The sequence below is a fragment of the Streptomyces sp. CA-111067 genome (genome assembly GCF_050956065.1).
In the GTDB taxonomy this organism is placed as follows: domain Bacteria; phylum Actinomycetota; class Actinomycetes; order Streptomycetales; family Streptomycetaceae; genus Actinacidiphila.
This window is the reverse complement of the sequence record NZ_CP192103.1, coordinates 5,684,172-5,698,268: the sequence shown is the minus strand read 5'-3', so window position 1 is coordinate 5,698,268 and position 14,097 is coordinate 5,684,172. Positions and strand designations below refer to the sequence as shown.

At 72.9% G+C, this 14,097-nt stretch carries 14 protein-coding genes; 7 read left to right on the top strand and 7 right to left on the bottom strand.

What is annotated here, in order from left to right; translation table 11 throughout:
* Positions 1-223 precede the first annotated feature (223 nt).
* The 3 genes from ACQPW6_RS25105 to ACQPW6_RS25095 are packed head-to-tail and all read left to right on the top strand — an operon-like array spanning position 224 to position 3,412.
* Positions 224-1,279 carry a hypothetical protein gene (locus tag ACQPW6_RS25105; protein ID WP_433891931.1) on the top strand — a complete coding sequence of 352 codons (1,056 nt, stop codon included), beginning with the start codon at positions 224-226 and terminating at the stop codon, positions 1,277-1,279.
* A gap of 48 nt (positions 1,280-1,327) precedes the next feature.
* Positions 1,328-2,455 (top strand): hypothetical protein, encoded by a 1,128-nt coding sequence (locus tag ACQPW6_RS25100; RefSeq protein WP_433891930.1) that lies wholly within the window; start codon positions 1,328-1,330, stop codon positions 2,453-2,455.
* Positions 2,456-2,515: 60 nt separating this feature from the next.
* A complete protein-coding gene (locus tag ACQPW6_RS25095) occupies positions 2,516-3,412 on the top strand; it encodes a hypothetical protein (protein WP_433894648.1) in 897 nt (298 codons plus the stop codon).
* A gap of 52 nt (positions 3,413-3,464) precedes the next feature.
* On the opposite strand, the gene ACQPW6_RS25090 is transcribed toward ACQPW6_RS25095, so the two are convergent.
* A complete protein-coding gene (locus ACQPW6_RS25090; protein WP_433891929.1) occupies positions 3,465-4,805 on the bottom strand; it encodes a hypothetical protein in 1,341 nt (446 codons plus the stop codon).
* A 590-nt stretch (positions 4,806-5,395) separates the two neighbouring features.
* Here ACQPW6_RS25090 and ACQPW6_RS25085 point away from each other — a divergent pair.
* Positions 5,396-5,878 (top strand): hypothetical protein, encoded by a 483-nt coding sequence (locus tag ACQPW6_RS25085; protein WP_433891928.1) that lies wholly within the window; start codon positions 5,396-5,398, stop codon positions 5,876-5,878.
* A gap of 24 nt (positions 5,879-5,902) precedes the next feature.
* A complete protein-coding gene (locus ACQPW6_RS25080) occupies positions 5,903-6,550 on the top strand; it encodes a hypothetical protein (protein WP_433891927.1) in 648 nt (215 codons plus the stop codon).
* 122 nt (positions 6,551-6,672) lie between these two features.
* Here the strand turns inward: ACQPW6_RS25080 and ACQPW6_RS25075 are convergent, their stop codons facing one another.
* Positions 6,673-8,226 (bottom strand): PLP-dependent aminotransferase family protein, encoded by a 1,554-nt coding sequence (locus ACQPW6_RS25075; RefSeq protein ID WP_433891926.1) that lies wholly within the window; start codon positions 8,224-8,226, stop codon positions 6,673-6,675.
* 49 nt (positions 8,227-8,275) lie between these two features.
* On the opposite strand from ACQPW6_RS25075, the gene ACQPW6_RS25070 reads away from it, so the two are divergent.
* Positions 8,276-8,788 (top strand): carboxymuconolactone decarboxylase family protein, encoded by a 513-nt coding sequence (locus tag ACQPW6_RS25070; protein ID WP_433891925.1) that lies wholly within the window; start codon positions 8,276-8,278, stop codon positions 8,786-8,788.
* Positions 8,789-8,821: 33 nt separating this feature from the next.
* Here the strand turns inward: ACQPW6_RS25070 and ACQPW6_RS25065 are convergent, their stop codons facing one another.
* From ACQPW6_RS25065 to ACQPW6_RS25045, 5 genes are all read right to left on the bottom strand, one after another.
* Positions 8,822-9,274 (bottom strand): N-acetyltransferase family protein, encoded by a 453-nt coding sequence (locus ACQPW6_RS25065; RefSeq protein WP_433891924.1) that lies wholly within the window; start codon positions 9,272-9,274, stop codon positions 8,822-8,824.
* A 62-nt stretch (positions 9,275-9,336) separates the two neighbouring features.
* Positions 9,337-10,326: a malate dehydrogenase gene (locus ACQPW6_RS25060; protein ID WP_433891923.1), complete on the bottom strand. Its 990-nt coding sequence runs from the start codon at positions 10,324-10,326 to the stop codon at positions 9,337-9,339.
* Between the two features lie 268 nt (positions 10,327-10,594).
* Complete coding sequence (locus ACQPW6_RS25055) at positions 10,595-11,488, bottom strand: helix-turn-helix domain-containing protein (protein ID WP_433891922.1); 894 nt, start codon at positions 11,486-11,488, stop codon at positions 10,595-10,597.
* Between the two features lie 368 nt (positions 11,489-11,856).
* Positions 11,857-12,243, bottom strand: a complete 387-nt coding sequence (locus tag ACQPW6_RS25050; RefSeq protein ID WP_433891921.1) for a DUF3017 domain-containing protein — start codon at positions 12,241-12,243, stop codon at positions 11,857-11,859.
* The gene (locus tag ACQPW6_RS25045; RefSeq protein WP_433891920.1) at positions 12,233-13,111 is read right to left on the bottom strand and encodes a bifunctional methylenetetrahydrofolate dehydrogenase/methenyltetrahydrofolate cyclohydrolase; all 879 of its coding nucleotides are present in this window, start codon (positions 13,109-13,111) and stop codon (positions 12,233-12,235) included. The genes ACQPW6_RS25050 and ACQPW6_RS25045 overlap by 11 nt, the downstream gene beginning before the upstream one ends.
* Before the next feature lie 165 nt (positions 13,112-13,276).
* Between ACQPW6_RS25045 and ACQPW6_RS25040 the strand changes: the two genes are divergently transcribed.
* On the top strand, positions 13,277-14,071 hold the full coding sequence (locus ACQPW6_RS25040; protein WP_433891919.1) for an RDD family protein: 795 nt from the start codon (positions 13,277-13,279) through the stop codon (positions 14,069-14,071).
* Positions 14,072-14,097 lie beyond the last annotated feature (26 nt).

Sequence of the window (14,097 nt, the reverse complement as noted above, 5' to 3'; positions counted from 1 at the left end):
CGCCCCGCCGTGGTGCCGCCGGCGGGGCGGCGAATCCCACCCTGCCTCGGCGGCGCAATTGCGCGAGAACCGTTGTTAGCATCGGCGGCAGATCGCATCGCGCTCATCCGGCAGTGCACCTGGGCCATCAGAGCGCGGTTGATGCCGCAGAGCAGCGGATGTCCGGCGAGGCGCGCCGGCCACGTCTCCTGAGGGAGTCGTCTCCTACGGGAAGGGGCGGACCGTGACCGAGACGGCGATCGACACTGCCGGCGCCGAGAGCCTCGACCTCTCCCCCGCGGAGCTCGCGCTGTGCCTGGAGATCGGCGCCGGGCACGGCCGGGTCTCGCTCCAGCATCCGCTGCTGCCCCGCCTGCTGGGCCTCGGCGTGGTGATCGCCGACCAGTACGCGCCCGGCGATCTCGTGCTGGCCAAGGCCGAACAGGTCGAGGCGCGGCTGCGGGAGCAGACCGAGCACGAGGCGCAGGCGGCGCTGCGCAGCATGCGCGAGATCCCGAAGATCACCCACGCGCTCCAGCAGGTGCAGCGCCGCATCGACCCGGCCACCACCGTCCCCGTACAGGAGGTGTTCGTCCCCGGCCTGCAAGGCGCCACCGAGGCGATGGCCCGGGAGCTCGACGCCGTGATGTTCAGCGTCTGCTCGGCCCAGCCCGGGCACCGACGCCCCGAGGTCATCGCCGGATCGCGGCGGCGGGACGTGCCCGTCATGGCGGAGCGGGACTTCCGCTGGCGGATGGTCTACGACGTGAGCGAGCGCGGCAACCCGGCGCTCGCCGACTACGTGGTGGACATGGTGCGGGCCGGCGCCGAGGTGCGGACGACGCCCGACCCGTTCTCCCGGCTGATCCTGGTGGACGGGCGGCACGCGTTCTTCGAGGACCGCGGCCTGATCCAGGACCCGCGGCGGGGCGGCGTCGCCGTCGCCGAGCCGCGGCCGGGCGCCTGGCACTGCCAGAGCCCCGGGGTGGTCGGCTACCTCGGCAGGACGTTCGAGCAGTTGTGGGAGCGCTCGACCCCGTGGTCGGGCGACGAGGCCGACCCGGCGCACGCGATCACCACCCCGCTCCAGCGGTCCATTCTCTGGGAGCTGGAGAAGGGCAAGGACCAGACGCAGGTGGCCGCGCACTTCCAGACCAGCCGCAAACGGGTGCAGCGGGCCCTGACCGACCTGCGGGAGGCGCTCGGCCTCAAGACGCTCTGGCAGCTGGGGCCTTGGTGGTCGCTCTCGCCCGAGCGGCAGATCGACCACCGGCCGGCGCCGCCGCCCCGTTTCCGCTGAGCCGCCGGCCCGCGCGACACATTGACGTCAGGCACGAGGGAGGGACCGATGGCGGAGACGGGGACGGAGTTCGAACCGGCGACCGATCACGCCCGCGCCGACCGGTTCGACCTGTCGTCCGACGAGCTCGCGCTGTGCCTGAAGATCGGCACCGGGCGGGAGCAGGTCTCGCTCCAACACCCGCTGCTGCCCCGGCTGCTGGCCCTCGGCGTGGTGATCTCCGACCCGTACCGCCCCGGCTTCCTGGCGCTGGCCAGCGCCGAGCAGGTCGAGGCCCGGCTGCGGGAGCGCACGGAGTACGACGTGCAGCGCGCGATGCGCCGGATGCGCGCCATCCCGAAGATCACGCACGCGATCCGGCAGGTGCAGCAGCGGGTCGGCCCCGAGGAGGCCGCGGCGGTCGGCGAGGTGTTCATCGCCGGGGCGCGGGAGGCAGACGACGCGCTGTGCCGGGAAGTCGACGCGCTCACCCACGGGTGTGACGTGGTGCAGCCCGGGTTCCGGCCGCCCGAGGTCGTCGCCAGGTCCCGGCGGCACGACGTCGGCGCGCTCGCCGGGGGCGGCTTCCGCTGGCGGGTCGTCTACGACGTGAGCGAGCGCGGCAACGCGGTGCTCGCGGAGTACGTCGCCGCGATGGTGGAGGTCGGCGCGGAGGTGCGGACGACGACGGAGTCGTTCTCCCGGCTGATCCTGGTGGACGGGCGGCACGCGTTCTTCGAGGACCGCGGCCTGGTCGAGGACCCGCGGCGGGGTGGCGGCGGCGGCCCTGGTTCCGGCTCCGGCCCTGGTTCCGGCTCCGGCGGCGTCGCCGTCGCCGAGCCGCGGCCGGGCGCGTGGCACTGCCAGAGCCCCGGGGTGGTCGGGTATCTCGCCACCGCCTACGAGCAGTTGTGGGCCAGGTCCACCGACTGGACCGGCACGGAGGTCAATCCGCCGCACGCGATCACCACCCCGCTCCAGCGGTCCATCCTGTGGGAGTTGGAGAAGGGCAAGGACCAGACGCAGGTGGCCGCGCACTTCCAGACCAGCCGCAAACGGGTGCAGCGCGCCCTGACCGATCTGCGCGAGGCCCTCGGCCTCAAGACGCTGTGGCAGCTGGGGCCTTGGTGGTCGCTCTCGCCCGAACGGCAGATCGACCACCACCCGCGGACTTCCGCGGACCGCGCGGTGCGCTGACGCGAGGCGTGCCGGCCCGGGCGCCGTCCGCCCCATAGAGTCGGGCCCGTGCTCACGGGAATGCTCTGCGCGCTGGCCGCGGCCGTCTGCTTCGGCGTGGCCTCCGTCTTCCAGGCGGTCGCCGCGCGGGCGGCGCACGCGGCGGAGGAGGGTTCCGGCGGCTCGGCCGTCGACCCGCACCTGCTGATCAGCGCGGCCAGGCAGTGGCGTTACGTGCTCGGCCTCGGTCTTGACACCTGCGGTTTCGCGCTGGAACTCGTCGCCCTGCGGGCGTTGCCCATCTACGCGGTGGGCGCGGCGCTCGCGGCGAGCCTCGCGGTGACGGCGGTGACCGCGGCGCGGGTGCTCGGCACCCGCCTGTCCGCCCGGGAGTGGGCCGCGATCGCCGCGGTCTGCGGCGGCCTGGCCCTGCTGGGCCTGTCTGCGGGCAGCGAGGGCGACAGCCACGGCAGCGCCGCCCTGCGCTGGTCCACGCTGGCGGCGGCGGTCGCCATCCTGGCCCTGGGCGCGGCCTCCGGCCCCCTCCCCCCGCGAGCCCGCGCGGCCGTCCTGGGCCTGGGCGCCGGCTTCGGCTTCGGCGTGGTCGAGGTGGCGGTCCGCCTGATCAACGACGTGACACCGTCCGCCCTGTTCACCAACCCGGCGCTGTACGCCTTGCTGCTGGGCGGAGGAGCGGCCTTCCTCCTCCTGACCTCAGCCCTGAGCCGCGGCTCGGTGACCGCGGCGACGGCCGGTATGGTGATCGGCGAAACGGTCGCCCCGGCGCTGGTGGGCGTCCTGGCGCTGGGCGACCAAACCCGCGAGGGCTGGACCCCGGCAGCGGTATCAGGCTTCACCCTGGCAGTCCTGGGAGCCCTGACCCTGGCAAGATTCGGCGAGGTATCGGCTGCGCCGCCCCCCAAAACCCCCCGTGCACCCGAGCAAGCGCGCCCGGACGGCGCCCGATCCCCCCGGTAGCCCCCGGGGCCCGGCCGGAGGCTCGAACGGACTCGTACGGAGAGGTCGTGGGTCAGATGGCCTTCTGGTGCGCCAGTTGCCGGGCGCGCTGGTGTACCTGTCGCGCTTGTGGGTTTGCCAGGTACGGGCGAATGCTGCTCCGGAGGATGCCGAAGTGCTCGTCGGCGCGTGACGAGGACAGGCTCTCGTAGTCGTCGAGGAAGGTGTGCCACGTGCCGCAGGACGCTTCGAGGTGGCCGACCTCCAGCTGCCGTTGAGCGAGCAGGCCGTTTGCGTGGGCCCGGCCCTGCTTCTCGACGGGAGGGCGAACGCGGTTGGACTCCCGCATGGACGCGATGGAACCGTGGACGTCTCCCAGCGCGTAGCGGACGCTGGAAACGTGGAAAAGATAGGCAGCTTGGTCGTAACCGCCGATGGCGTCGCGGCGGCCGTCCGCCTTTGCCAGAGCCGTTTCCGTCTCGGCAAGGCGCGTGAAGGCAAGTCGCTTGTCGCCGACCAAGGCGGCTCCGTGCGCCTGCTGTCCGGCGAGAAAGGCGTGCAGGCGCGGCCCGACTTTGGGTGCTGCCTCGGCGGCGGCGTCCGCAAGTGACAACGCCTTGTTGGAATGTTTGAGATTAGCCGCTTGCAGCGCCATGCCTCGCAGCGTCCGGCAATAGGTGACGTAGTCCTCACCGGCTGCGGCGAACTCAAGAGCTTGCAGGTAGTACCGCTGTCCAAGACCGTGGGCTCGTTCGTACATGGCCATCCAGCCGGTGAGGTAGACCAGGTCGGACACGGCTGACATGAGGTCCTTCCGGACCTCCTCTGACGCCTGCGCGCGCAGGTACGGACCGACGGTGTTCACCAGGAAGGCAGCGGCCATGGGCCGCGCGTGACCGCCCCCCAGTTCGTCAAGAATGTCCGCGATGCGCTCGGTCATGGTGCGGACTGTGGCAACCTCACCTCCCCCGATCCTTGTCGTTCGCCCCGTGGCCTTGCCCCTTGCCCGATCTACCAGATTGGCGTAGACGGGGACGGGTAACGCTGCGGCGTACAGGCTCGCGGCGAGAACCTTGCGGCGGGACGGGTCCATGTCCTCTCTCCCCGTCGTCACCAGGTCCTCCACCATGCCGCAACCGTCGTTGGCTCCGTCACTGCTGGTCGAGGGGAATCCGGCCTCGACGCGAGTCACTGGTCTGCCCAGCCGGCGCGCGAGCGCCTCCAGGACCAGGGGGCGTGCCTCGTCGCGGGGCAGGTGCCCGTCGAGCCACTGGTGAGCCGACTGTGCCCGGTATTTCAAGGGCCTTCCCTGCTCGGTACTGACCCTGTTCACCTCCTGAGCAAACTGGCTCAAGGTCCAGCCTGTCTCTCGGTAAAGCCCTTCCAGACCACGGTTCGGCACACGACCTGTCACCGGCCAACTCCCCGCCTGCGCTTGACGCTCTTGAAAACGGCTGGCGCTTCAACGGTACCGCTCACAGCGACCGCACGGTTGCGTAGAGCAAGACAGACCCCGGCGACCGCGCCAACGGTCCCGGGGCATGGCCAACGCTGCAAAGGAGCGCCGACAGTGCAGGACACTATCGTTCAACTGGCCCCGTGGCTGGTCTACCGGGCCTGGATGCGCCACGTCCAGCAATGCGAGGCGGAATGCCGGACGCAGGGCCGGGACTGCGCTGAGGCCGCAGTCCTGCGTCACGAGATGCGTGGCACGCGGCAACAAGAGGTGCAGTCGTGTGCTGGCCTACCTCATTCCTGTCGGTGGCGGGGTCGAGTGGACCACCGAGCCTGATCGGCTGGAGCGGGTGAAGTGACGTACCGGCCCGGGGCCGTGGCCCGGGCCTGGCGAATCACGGCGTGATCCCGCACCCGTTCTGTGCCCTTGGTCGGCCGGTCCGGGTCGGGCTCTCGACGGAGAAAGCAACATCAATCGAAATCAAACCTTAAGGACGGTTCGTCGGAATGAAGCATGGAATTTTGTGGGGCGGGAGTGCGGCGGCTGCTATGGCGGTTGCGGCTGGCCGTGAGGTGTACCGGCGGTGGGGGGTTCCCGGACTGCGGGCCCCGGGTCCGTACCTGGACGCGCACGTGTGGGACCAGGGGCGGTGCGGGGTGCGGGCCGGCCTCCCGGGGACGCTGATGGCCTCGGCGCTGCTGCTCAACGGCGGTGCGCCGGACGTGGCGGAGATGCCGGAGACGGTTCTCGGCTGTGCGCTGGAGGAGCACACCAGGGGTGCCCATTTCGGGTTCATCCGGGAGCTGGAATGGGTGGGTGTCGGTTCGGTGTGGGGCCGGTGGGCGGATGACAGCACGGTCGTGCGGTCGCTTTCCCTGTTGCCGCTGTGCCCGCACAAGCGGGACAGCGGGCAGTACCTCTGCGCCCGGATCGCCGATCACCGGGGCGGCCACGACTGGCAGTTGACGGAGAGCTGGATCCTGGCGCAGGACATCGGCGTGGACGAGTTCGCGACCGCCCGGCAGAGCTGACGGCTCGGAGACGCAAGGAAAGCAATGACTGAAACGTCTGTCCGGCCTCCACTGTTCTGGGGCCCGAAGAAGCTGCCCGTTCCGTTCGCCGCCGCGTGGAGTGGTGAGGAGCCCGACATCAGCGCGCTGATCGCCCGGCCGTTCGGGGCGGGGTTGGCCTACAGCGACGAGCGGCCCGAGGACCGGGACGAGCAGGGGGTGTTGTGGGCGCGGCTCTCGATCGCGCCGGGGTCGGGGCGGCCGATCTTCGAGGCCATGCACTCCGTCCGCCAGCGCGAGGCGATGCTGCACCGGCTCTGCCAGGTCTGCGGGAAGCCCGCTGAACGCACCGAACAGGGCTGGCTGTTCCTGTCGCAGTACACCCGGCTCACCCACGCCATGGGCGACTCGGCCAACCAGGGCTTCACCTCCAAGCCCCCGATCTGCCCGCCCTGCGCCCGACTGGCCGTCGAACTGTGCCCGCACCTGACCGACCCCGTCGTCATCCGCAGCGCCAACCCCCGCGTCTGGGGCGTCTCCGGCGGCTTCTACGTCCCCAACCGCTACTCGAAGCTCGTGCCGTTCCCGTCGGACGACAACCTCTCCTACCACCAGGACCCGGTCGCCGAACGCTGGTTCCTCGCCTCCCAACTCATCGTCCACCTCACCAAATGCACCCCGGCCACACTCTAGCTTCGACGCGCAGGTGGCCTGGCCGGTCCACGACTGAATGGGCCCGAGCGCGCCCCGCTGGGCTGGAACGTCCAGGACGCCGAAACGGTCGCGGGCACGGCGAGCCGCGTACGCCGGGGTGCTCACGGGGTGGGCGGGAGCGACTCCTTCAGTACCTCGCACAGGAGATCGACCGCTCCGGTGAACGCGTGTTCCGGGGGTGTGCCGTAGCCGATCACCAGGGCCGGCGGGGCCTCGGGTGGGGCGCCGTAGAAGGGGAGGGGGGACAGCGAGAGGCCGCGGGTGTGGGCCTGGGCCACCAGGGGGGTCAACGCCGTTGCGCCGGGCGGGAGTTCGAGGACGGCGTGCAGGCCGGCCGCGATGCCGGAGACGCGTACCGCGGGGACTCGTTCCGCCAGCGCGGCGATCAGACGGTCCCGGCGCCGCCGGTAGTGCAGCCGCATCCGCCGCACGTGCCGGTCGTATCCCCCCGACGCGAGGAACTCCGCCAGCGTCAACTGGTCGAGCACCGGGGAGTGGTGGTCGGCCAGCCGCTTCTCCCGTACCACCGCGTCCAGCAGGTCCGGCGGCACCGCCAGCCACGCCAGCCGCAGGCCGGGCGCCAGGCTCTTGCTCGCCGTGCCCGCGTAGACGACCTGCTCGGGCGCCAACCCCTGGAGTGCGCCGAGCGGTTGGCGGTCGTAGCGGAACTCGCCGTCGTAGTCGTCCTCCACGATCACCCCGCCGGTGTCGCGGGCCCACGCCGTCACGGCGGTCCGGCGGTCGGGGGAGAGCCGCGCGCCGGTCGGGAACTGGTGGGCCGGGGTGAGCAGTACGGCGTCCGCGCGGGCCGCGTGGAGTTGGTCGAGGGCGGCCCCGTCCTCGTCGAGCGGCAGCGGCAGCGTCGTCAGGCCCGCCTTGCGCAGCAGCGTGCGGGTGTCGGGGAAGCCCCACGCCTCCACGCCGATCCGGCGGGCGCCGCGGCCGTGCAGCGCGCGGGCCAGCAGGCCGGTGCCCTGCACGAAACCGGAGCAGACGATGAGGAGTTCGGGGTCGGTGCGGACCCCGCGCACCCGGGCCAGGTACTCGGCGAGCGCCGCCCGCAGTTCGGGCCGGCCGCGCGGATCGGTGTAGCCGAACGCCTCGCTGGGCGCGGCGGCCAGCGCCCGGCGGGCGGCGGCGCCCCACGCCGTCCGGGGGAACGCGGACAGGTCCGGCGAGCCGGGCCACAGGTTGTAGCGCGTCCCGCTCGTGCCCGGCGTGAGGTCGAGCGGCTGCGCGGGCTGCGGTGCCCGCACGGCGGGCGCCGGCTTGCGGGGCGCGGCGGCCGGCGCGCGGCGCGGTGCGACGCTGGTGCCCGAGCCCTGCCGGGCGGTCAGCCAGCCCTCCGCGACGAGCTGGCCGTACGCGTCGGCGACGGTGTTGCGGGCCAGCCCCAGGTCCCTGGCCAGCACGCGGGTGGACGGCAGCCGGGTGCCGGCCGCCAGCCGCCCGTCCCGTACGGCCTCGCGCAGCGCCCGCTCCAGCCCGGCCCTGGCACCGGCACCGGCACCGGCCCTGGCACCGGGCCCCGGCGGCGCCGACCCGGGGCCGCCGCGGGGAGCGGCGAGGTCGAGCAGCAGGTCGTACCCGGCGGTGCGGTCGTCGCGGCCCCGGCGGCCGGTGCTCGGCGTGTGTGAAGTGGCCCGCTCGTTCATCCACCAAGTGGACCACGGGCACGTGCCACTTCGCGCCTACCGTGGAGCCATGACCAGCACTTTCGAGGACACCGCGAAGAACCGGGCGGACGCTGCCGCCGAACCGACCGTGCCGGCGCCGGCCCGCCGGATCAACCTGATGGACAAGGCGCCGGACTTCCACCAGGCGATGTACGCGCTCGACAAGGCCGCGCGGGCCGGGCTCGACCCGGTGGTGCGGGAACTCGTCCGGGTCAGGACCTCGCAGCTCAACGGGTGCGCGTACTGCGTGGACAAGCACGCGGCCGACGCGCGGGCGCTCGGGCTGACCGAGCAGAAGCTCTACGGGGTCACGGTGTGGCGGGAGACGCCGTTCTTCACCGCGCGCGAGCGGGCGGCGCTGGCGCTGGCGGAGGAGGTGGCGGAGCTTGGGCGCCACGGCGTGTCGGAGGCGGTCTACGCGGAGGCCGCGGGGCTCTTCGACGAGGAGGAGTTGCCGCGGTTGATCGCGGTGTGCGTGACGATGAACGCGTGGAACCGGATCGGCGTGACAAGCCGGCTCTCGCCAGAGCTCCGGGGGTAGCGTTCCCGGCCGACCGCCGCCGCACCGGGAGCGTCAGAGCGGGAGCTTGAAGCCCTCGTGGCTCGCGACGAAGCCGAGCGCGTCATAGAACCTGTGGGCGTCCGTGCGCCGCTTGCCGCTGGTGAGTTGGACCAGTCCGCAACCCCGGGTGCGGGCGCGGGCGATGGCCTCGGTGAGGAGGGCGCGGCCGAGGCCCGCGCCACGGCGGTCCGCCCGGACGCGGACGGCCTCGATCAGGGCCCGTTCGATACCGCGCCGGCCGAGGCCGGGGATGTAGGTCAGCTGCAGGCAGCCGAGAACGGTGCCGTCGCCCTCGTCGAGCACGAGGAGTTCGTTGCGCGGATCGGCGTCCACGGCCTCGAACGCCCGGAGGTACGCCTCGCCGACCTCGACGGTGAGCGGGTCGACGAGGACGTCCTCGTCGGGGTTCGAGAGCAGCGCGACCATCGCGGGCAGGTCGCGCCGCGTCGCAAGGCGAAAGATCATGCCCTGAGCATCCCAAACAGCCGCCGGCCCCCGAACCGCCGGGGGCCGGACGCCCGGTGCGGTCAGATCAGGCCGAGTTCCTTGACCGCCGCGCGCTCCTCCTCGAGCTCCTTCACGGACGCGTCGATCCGCGGCCGCGAGAATTCGTTGATGTCCAGGCCCTGGACGATCTCGAACGTGCCGTTCGACGTCGTGACCGGGAAGGAGGAGATCAGGCCGGCCGGGACGCCGTAGGAGCCGTCGGAGACGATGCCCATCGAGGTCCAGTCGCCGGCCGCCGTGCCGTTCACCCACGTGTGGACGTGGTCGAGCGCGGCCGAGGCCGCGGACGCCGCAGAGGAGGCGCCGCGGGCCGCGATGATCGCCGCGCCGCGCTTGGCGACCGTCGGGATGAAGGTGTCGGCGAGCCACTGCTCGTCGTTCACGATCTCCGCCGCGTTCTTGCCGGCCACCTCCGCGTGGAAGATGTCCGGGTACTGGGTCGCCGAGTGGTTGCCCCAGATGGTGACCTTCTTGATGTCCGCCACGGCCGCACCGGTCTTCTTCGCGAGCTGCGCGATCGCCCGGTTGTGGTCGAGCCGGGTCATCGCGGTGAACCGCTCGGCCGGTACGTCGGGGGCCGCGGACCGCGCGATGAGCGCGTTGGTGTTGGCCGGGTTGCCGACCACCAGCACCTTGATGTCGTCCGCCGCGTGGTCGTTGATCGCCTTGCCCTGCGGCTTGAAGATGCCGCCGTTGGCGGAGAGCAGGTCGCCGCGCTCCATGCCGGCGGTCCGCGGCCGGGCGCCGACCAGCAGCGCGACGTTGGCGCCGTCGAAGGCCACGTTCGGGTCGTCGGTGATCTCGATGCCGCGCAGCAGCGGGAAGGCGGCGTCGTCGAGCTCCATGGCGGTGCCCTCGGCGGCCTTGAGGCCCTGCGGGATCTCCAGCAGCCGGAGGTTCACCGGCACGTCCGCGCCGAGCAGGTGGCCCGCGGCGATGCGGAAGAGGAGGGCGTAGCCGATCTGGCCTGCCGCTCCGGTGACGGTGACGTTGACGGGAGTGCGAGTCATGCCTTCTCCTGGCCTTTTCTGCTGCGGGTAACCGGTCGCCCCGGCGGTGGCCCGAGCGGCCCTTCACGTGGTCCCTGGACGATCTCTCGTCGTCAAGAGAGCCGTCCGCCAGGCTATCGCGCGCGGGCCCGGCGGTTCACCCGCGGTGGTGTGGCCCCGGTCACCGGAGCCGGTGGGCAGAGCCCCAGTCACCGGAGCCGGCCAGCGGAGCCCCGGTCGCCGGAGCCGGCCAGCAGAGCCCCGAACAGGGAAGCCGGTCACCGGAGCGTCAGCCGAGGCAGATGCCGAGCACGATCACCTTCAGGCACAGCGGCGAGGAGGACGCGGCCGGCGGCGAGTCGGGGGCCGAACTCGGCGGCGCCGAGGGGGACGTGGAGGGCCCGCCCGTGCCCGGCCGGCCGCCGGTCGCGGTGCCGGTCGGCGCGGCGCCGGTCGGGGCCGCACCACCCGAAGCGGTGGCCCGCGGGGCGCCCGGGGCCGGCGGCCGGGTGGCGCCGGGCGCCCCGGCCGGCGGCGACAGCGCGCCCATCGCCGGCACCGGCCGGTCCGCGCCCGCGGTGCCGTCGGGGCCCGCGGAGGCCGCACCCGTGCCGTCCGGCGCGCTGCCGCCCGTGCCGCCGCGCGCCCCGGCCGGCGGCTTGGACTTCGCACCCGGTGCGGCGCCCGGCGCGGACGCCTGACCGGTCGCCGTCGGCGCCGCGTCCTGCCTGCCGGGCGCGCGCCCGGTGCTCGTGCCGGCCGTGAGGATGACGGCGATCAGCGCGGCGACGGCCAGCGCGCCCGCCGTTGCCAGCAGCAGCACCCGCTTGCGGCGCCCCGGCAGCCCCTCGCTCGGGCCGAGCGGATCCAGCGGATCGGGCTTCGGCAGCGGTTTGCCGCGCCCGCGGTCACCGGTGCCGTTGGACGCCTTCTCCGCCAGCTCCCACAGCGCGCCGATCCGGTCGTAGTCGGCGCCGCTGGCCTGCGCGAGCACCTCGACGGCGTCCAGCGGCGGCAGTTCGCGGCCCGAGAACGCCTTCTCCCAGACCTCCGCGGACTGCGCGGTGCGGGCGGCGAGCGCCGGTACGGTCATGCCGCTGCGGTCCTTCATCCGGCGCAGTTGCGTGGCGAGCCGCCGCATGTCCAGCGGAATGCGGTCTGCCAACGGCTGCCACTGACCCATCGCGCTTCTTCCCCCTGCCACCGACCCCGCACCGGTCCCGCACCGACCCGCGGACCGTTGTTGACGGGCCCTCACCTGCCGGGCCCAGAGCCACGGTAGAACGCCAGTGCCCCGCCCGGAGTGCTTTCGGGACAGGGCACCAAAAACGCGTTCGAGCTGCTATGGGAAGCCGCGGTCGTCAGCCGCTGTGACCGGCGACAGTCAGAGACCGGGAGCCGGGAACGGCAGCGGCGGCAGCCGGAGACCGGGAAGCGGCAGCCGGCGGCGACCGAGCACGGCAGAGCCGGAAGAACCGGTAGCCGGCGACGGCGGCGGCGACAGGTCCGGGGCTCCCGGGGGCCCCACCACCCCATCAGCTCAGCGCAGCGTCAGCGCACCGAGAAGTGGATGATGTCCTCCAGGAACGGCACCCGGATCAGCGGGTCGGGCTGCGCCATCAGCGCGAGCAGCAGGATCGCGAGCCCCAGCAGCCCGTACGTGATCACGTCGGTGAACCTGCTGCGGATCGCGAGCATGCCGACCGCCGTCATCGCCCACCGCAGCAGCGCGCCGACCAGCAGCGAGGCGCCGATCACGATCGTGCCGGGGCGGAAGTGGTCCGCCGCGGTGATGATCAGACCGGCGATCGTCCCGGTGACGACCAGCAGGATCGGCCACTGCCGGGCGGGCGCCGGGGCGTCGCTGCTCGCGGCCCGGCCGCCGCCCTCGGGGCGGGCGACGCTCGGGACGCCGCCGGCCTCCCGGTCAGCCGACATGGCCCGCGCCCGGCTCCGCCGCGGCCCGCTCGGCCGCCTCGACCACGTTCTGCAGCAGCAGCGCCCTGGTCATCGGCCCGACCCCGCCCGGGTTCGGCGACAGCCAGCCGGCCACCTCCGCGACCCCGGGGTGCACATCGCCGACGATCTTGCCGTTCTCGTCCCGGCTGACGCCCACGTCGAGCACGGCCGCGCCCGGCTTGACGTCCTCGGGCTTGATGATGTGCGGCACGCCGGCCGCGGCCACGATGATGTCGGCCTGCTTCAGCAGCGCGGACAGGTCGCGGGTGCCGGTGTGGCACAGGGTCACCGTGGCGTTCTCCGACTTGCGGGTCAGCAGCAGCCCGATCGACCGGCCGACGGTGATGCCGCGGCCGACCACGACCACATGGGCCCCGTTGATCTCCACGCCGTGCCGGCGCAGCAGCTGCACGATGCCGTTGGGCGTGCAGGGCAGCGGGCCCGTCTCGTTGAGCACCAGCCGGCCCAGGCTCATCGGGTGCAGGCCGTCGGCGTCCTTGTCCGGGTCCATCAGCTCCAGCACCCGGTTGGTGTCGATGCCCTTGGGGAGCGGCAGCTGCACGATGTAGCCGGTGCACTCGGGGTTCGCGTTCAGCTCGCGGACCACCGCCTCGATCTCCTCCTGGGTCGCGGTGTCGGGCAGCTCGCGCTGGATGGAGCCGATGCCCACCTGCGCGCAGTCGCGGTGCTTGCCGGCCACGTACCACTTGCTGCCCGGGTCGTCACCGACCAGCAGGGTGCCGAGTCCGGGGGCGATCCCGCGGTCCCTGAGCGCCTGGACGCGAACGGTCAGTTCGTGCTTGATCGCGGCGGAGGTGGCCTTGCCATCGAGAATCTGGGCGGTCATGCCCCCATACTCCCGGATCGGGACCGCCGCCGACCAATCCACAGCCGCTCTGGGTGGCTTTGTCCCTTGCGCACCGCCCCGCCGCGGTCGGACGATGTCCCGTCGGTGGCAGCGCGGCCGTCGCCGCACACCGTGATCGCCGTCCCCGCTCTAAGGAATCCGCACGTGAGTCAACCACCCGGTCAGAACCCGTACGGCGACCAGCCGGAGAAGCAGCCCGGCGGGCAGCCGCCGGAGCAGAATCCGTACGCCCAGGGCTACCCGCAGCAGCCACCGCAGCAGCAGCCGCCCGCGCCGCCGTTCGGCTATCCCGCGCCGGGGGGCCAGGGTCAGGGTCCCGGTCCGGGCCAGGGCGGCCAGCAGGGGTATCCGGGGTATCCGCCCGGGTACGCGGGCCAGCCGCAGCAGGGATACCCCGCGGCCCCGTACGGATACGGCTACCAGCAGGGCCCGATGGGACTGCCGGCCGGCATGCCGCCGTTCGCGAGCTGGGGCGCGCGGGTCGGCGCGCAGCTGCTGGACGGGCTGATGTTCGGGCTGATACCCGCCGGCCTGGTGATCGCGGGCTACGTGAAGTTCATCGTCAAGGTCTACGACGCGCAGCAGAAGTGCGACGACCAGGGCATCTCGTCGGCGAACTGCCCGAACCCGAAGATCCAGAGCAGCTCGCTCTCGCTGATCGCGATCGGCGGCCTGCTGGGCCTGGCCGTCACCCTCTACCTCGCCTACCGCGAGGGCAAGACCGGCCAGACGCCGGGCAAGCGGATCGTCGGCATCCGGCTGCTGCGGCTGGCTGACGGCTCGGCGCTCGGCTTCGGCATGGCGTTCGGCCGCCGGCTGCTGCACGTGCTGGACTCGATGGCCTGCTGCCTGGGCTATCTGTGGCCGCTGTGGGACGACAAGCGGCAGACGTTCGCGGACAAGTGCGTGAGCACGGTGGTGGTCAAGGACCAGCTGTGAGCGCGCGCACCGGCGCGCCCTCTGCC

Excerpts from the sequence above, each read along its gene's own strand:
- ACQPW6_RS25100 (WP_433891930.1), top strand. The coding sequence starts at position 1,328 with ATGGCGGAGACGGGGACGGAGTTCGAACCGGCGACCGATCACGCCCGC.
- ACQPW6_RS25095 (WP_433894648.1), top strand. The coding sequence starts at position 2,516 with ATGCTCTGCGCGCTGGCCGCGGCCGTCTGCTTCGGCGTGGCCTCCGTC.
- ACQPW6_RS25085 (WP_433891928.1), top strand. The coding sequence starts at position 5,396 with ATGGCGGTTGCGGCTGGCCGTGAGGTGTACCGGCGGTGGGGGGTTCCC.
- ACQPW6_RS25080 (WP_433891927.1), top strand. The coding sequence starts at position 5,903 with ATGACTGAAACGTCTGTCCGGCCTCCACTGTTCTGGGGCCCGAAGAAG.
- ACQPW6_RS25075 (WP_433891926.1), bottom strand. The coding sequence starts at position 8,226 with ATGAACGAGCGGGCCACTTCACACACGCCGAGCACCGGCCGCCGGGGC.
- ACQPW6_RS25070 (WP_433891925.1), top strand. The coding sequence starts at position 8,276 with ATGACCAGCACTTTCGAGGACACCGCGAAGAACCGGGCGGACGCTGCC.
- ACQPW6_RS25065 (WP_433891924.1), bottom strand. The coding sequence starts at position 9,274 with ATGATCTTTCGCCTTGCGACGCGGCGCGACCTGCCCGCGATGGTCGCG.
- ACQPW6_RS25060 (WP_433891923.1), bottom strand. The coding sequence starts at position 10,326 with ATGACTCGCACTCCCGTCAACGTCACCGTCACCGGAGCGGCAGGCCAG.
- ACQPW6_RS25055 (WP_433891922.1), bottom strand. The coding sequence starts at position 11,488 with ATGGGTCAGTGGCAGCCGTTGGCAGACCGCATTCCGCTGGACATGCGG.
- ACQPW6_RS25050 (WP_433891921.1), bottom strand. The coding sequence starts at position 12,243 with ATGTCGGCTGACCGGGAGGCCGGCGGCGTCCCGAGCGTCGCCCGCCCC.
- ACQPW6_RS25045 (WP_433891920.1), bottom strand. The coding sequence starts at position 13,111 with ATGACCGCCCAGATTCTCGATGGCAAGGCCACCTCCGCCGCGATCAAG.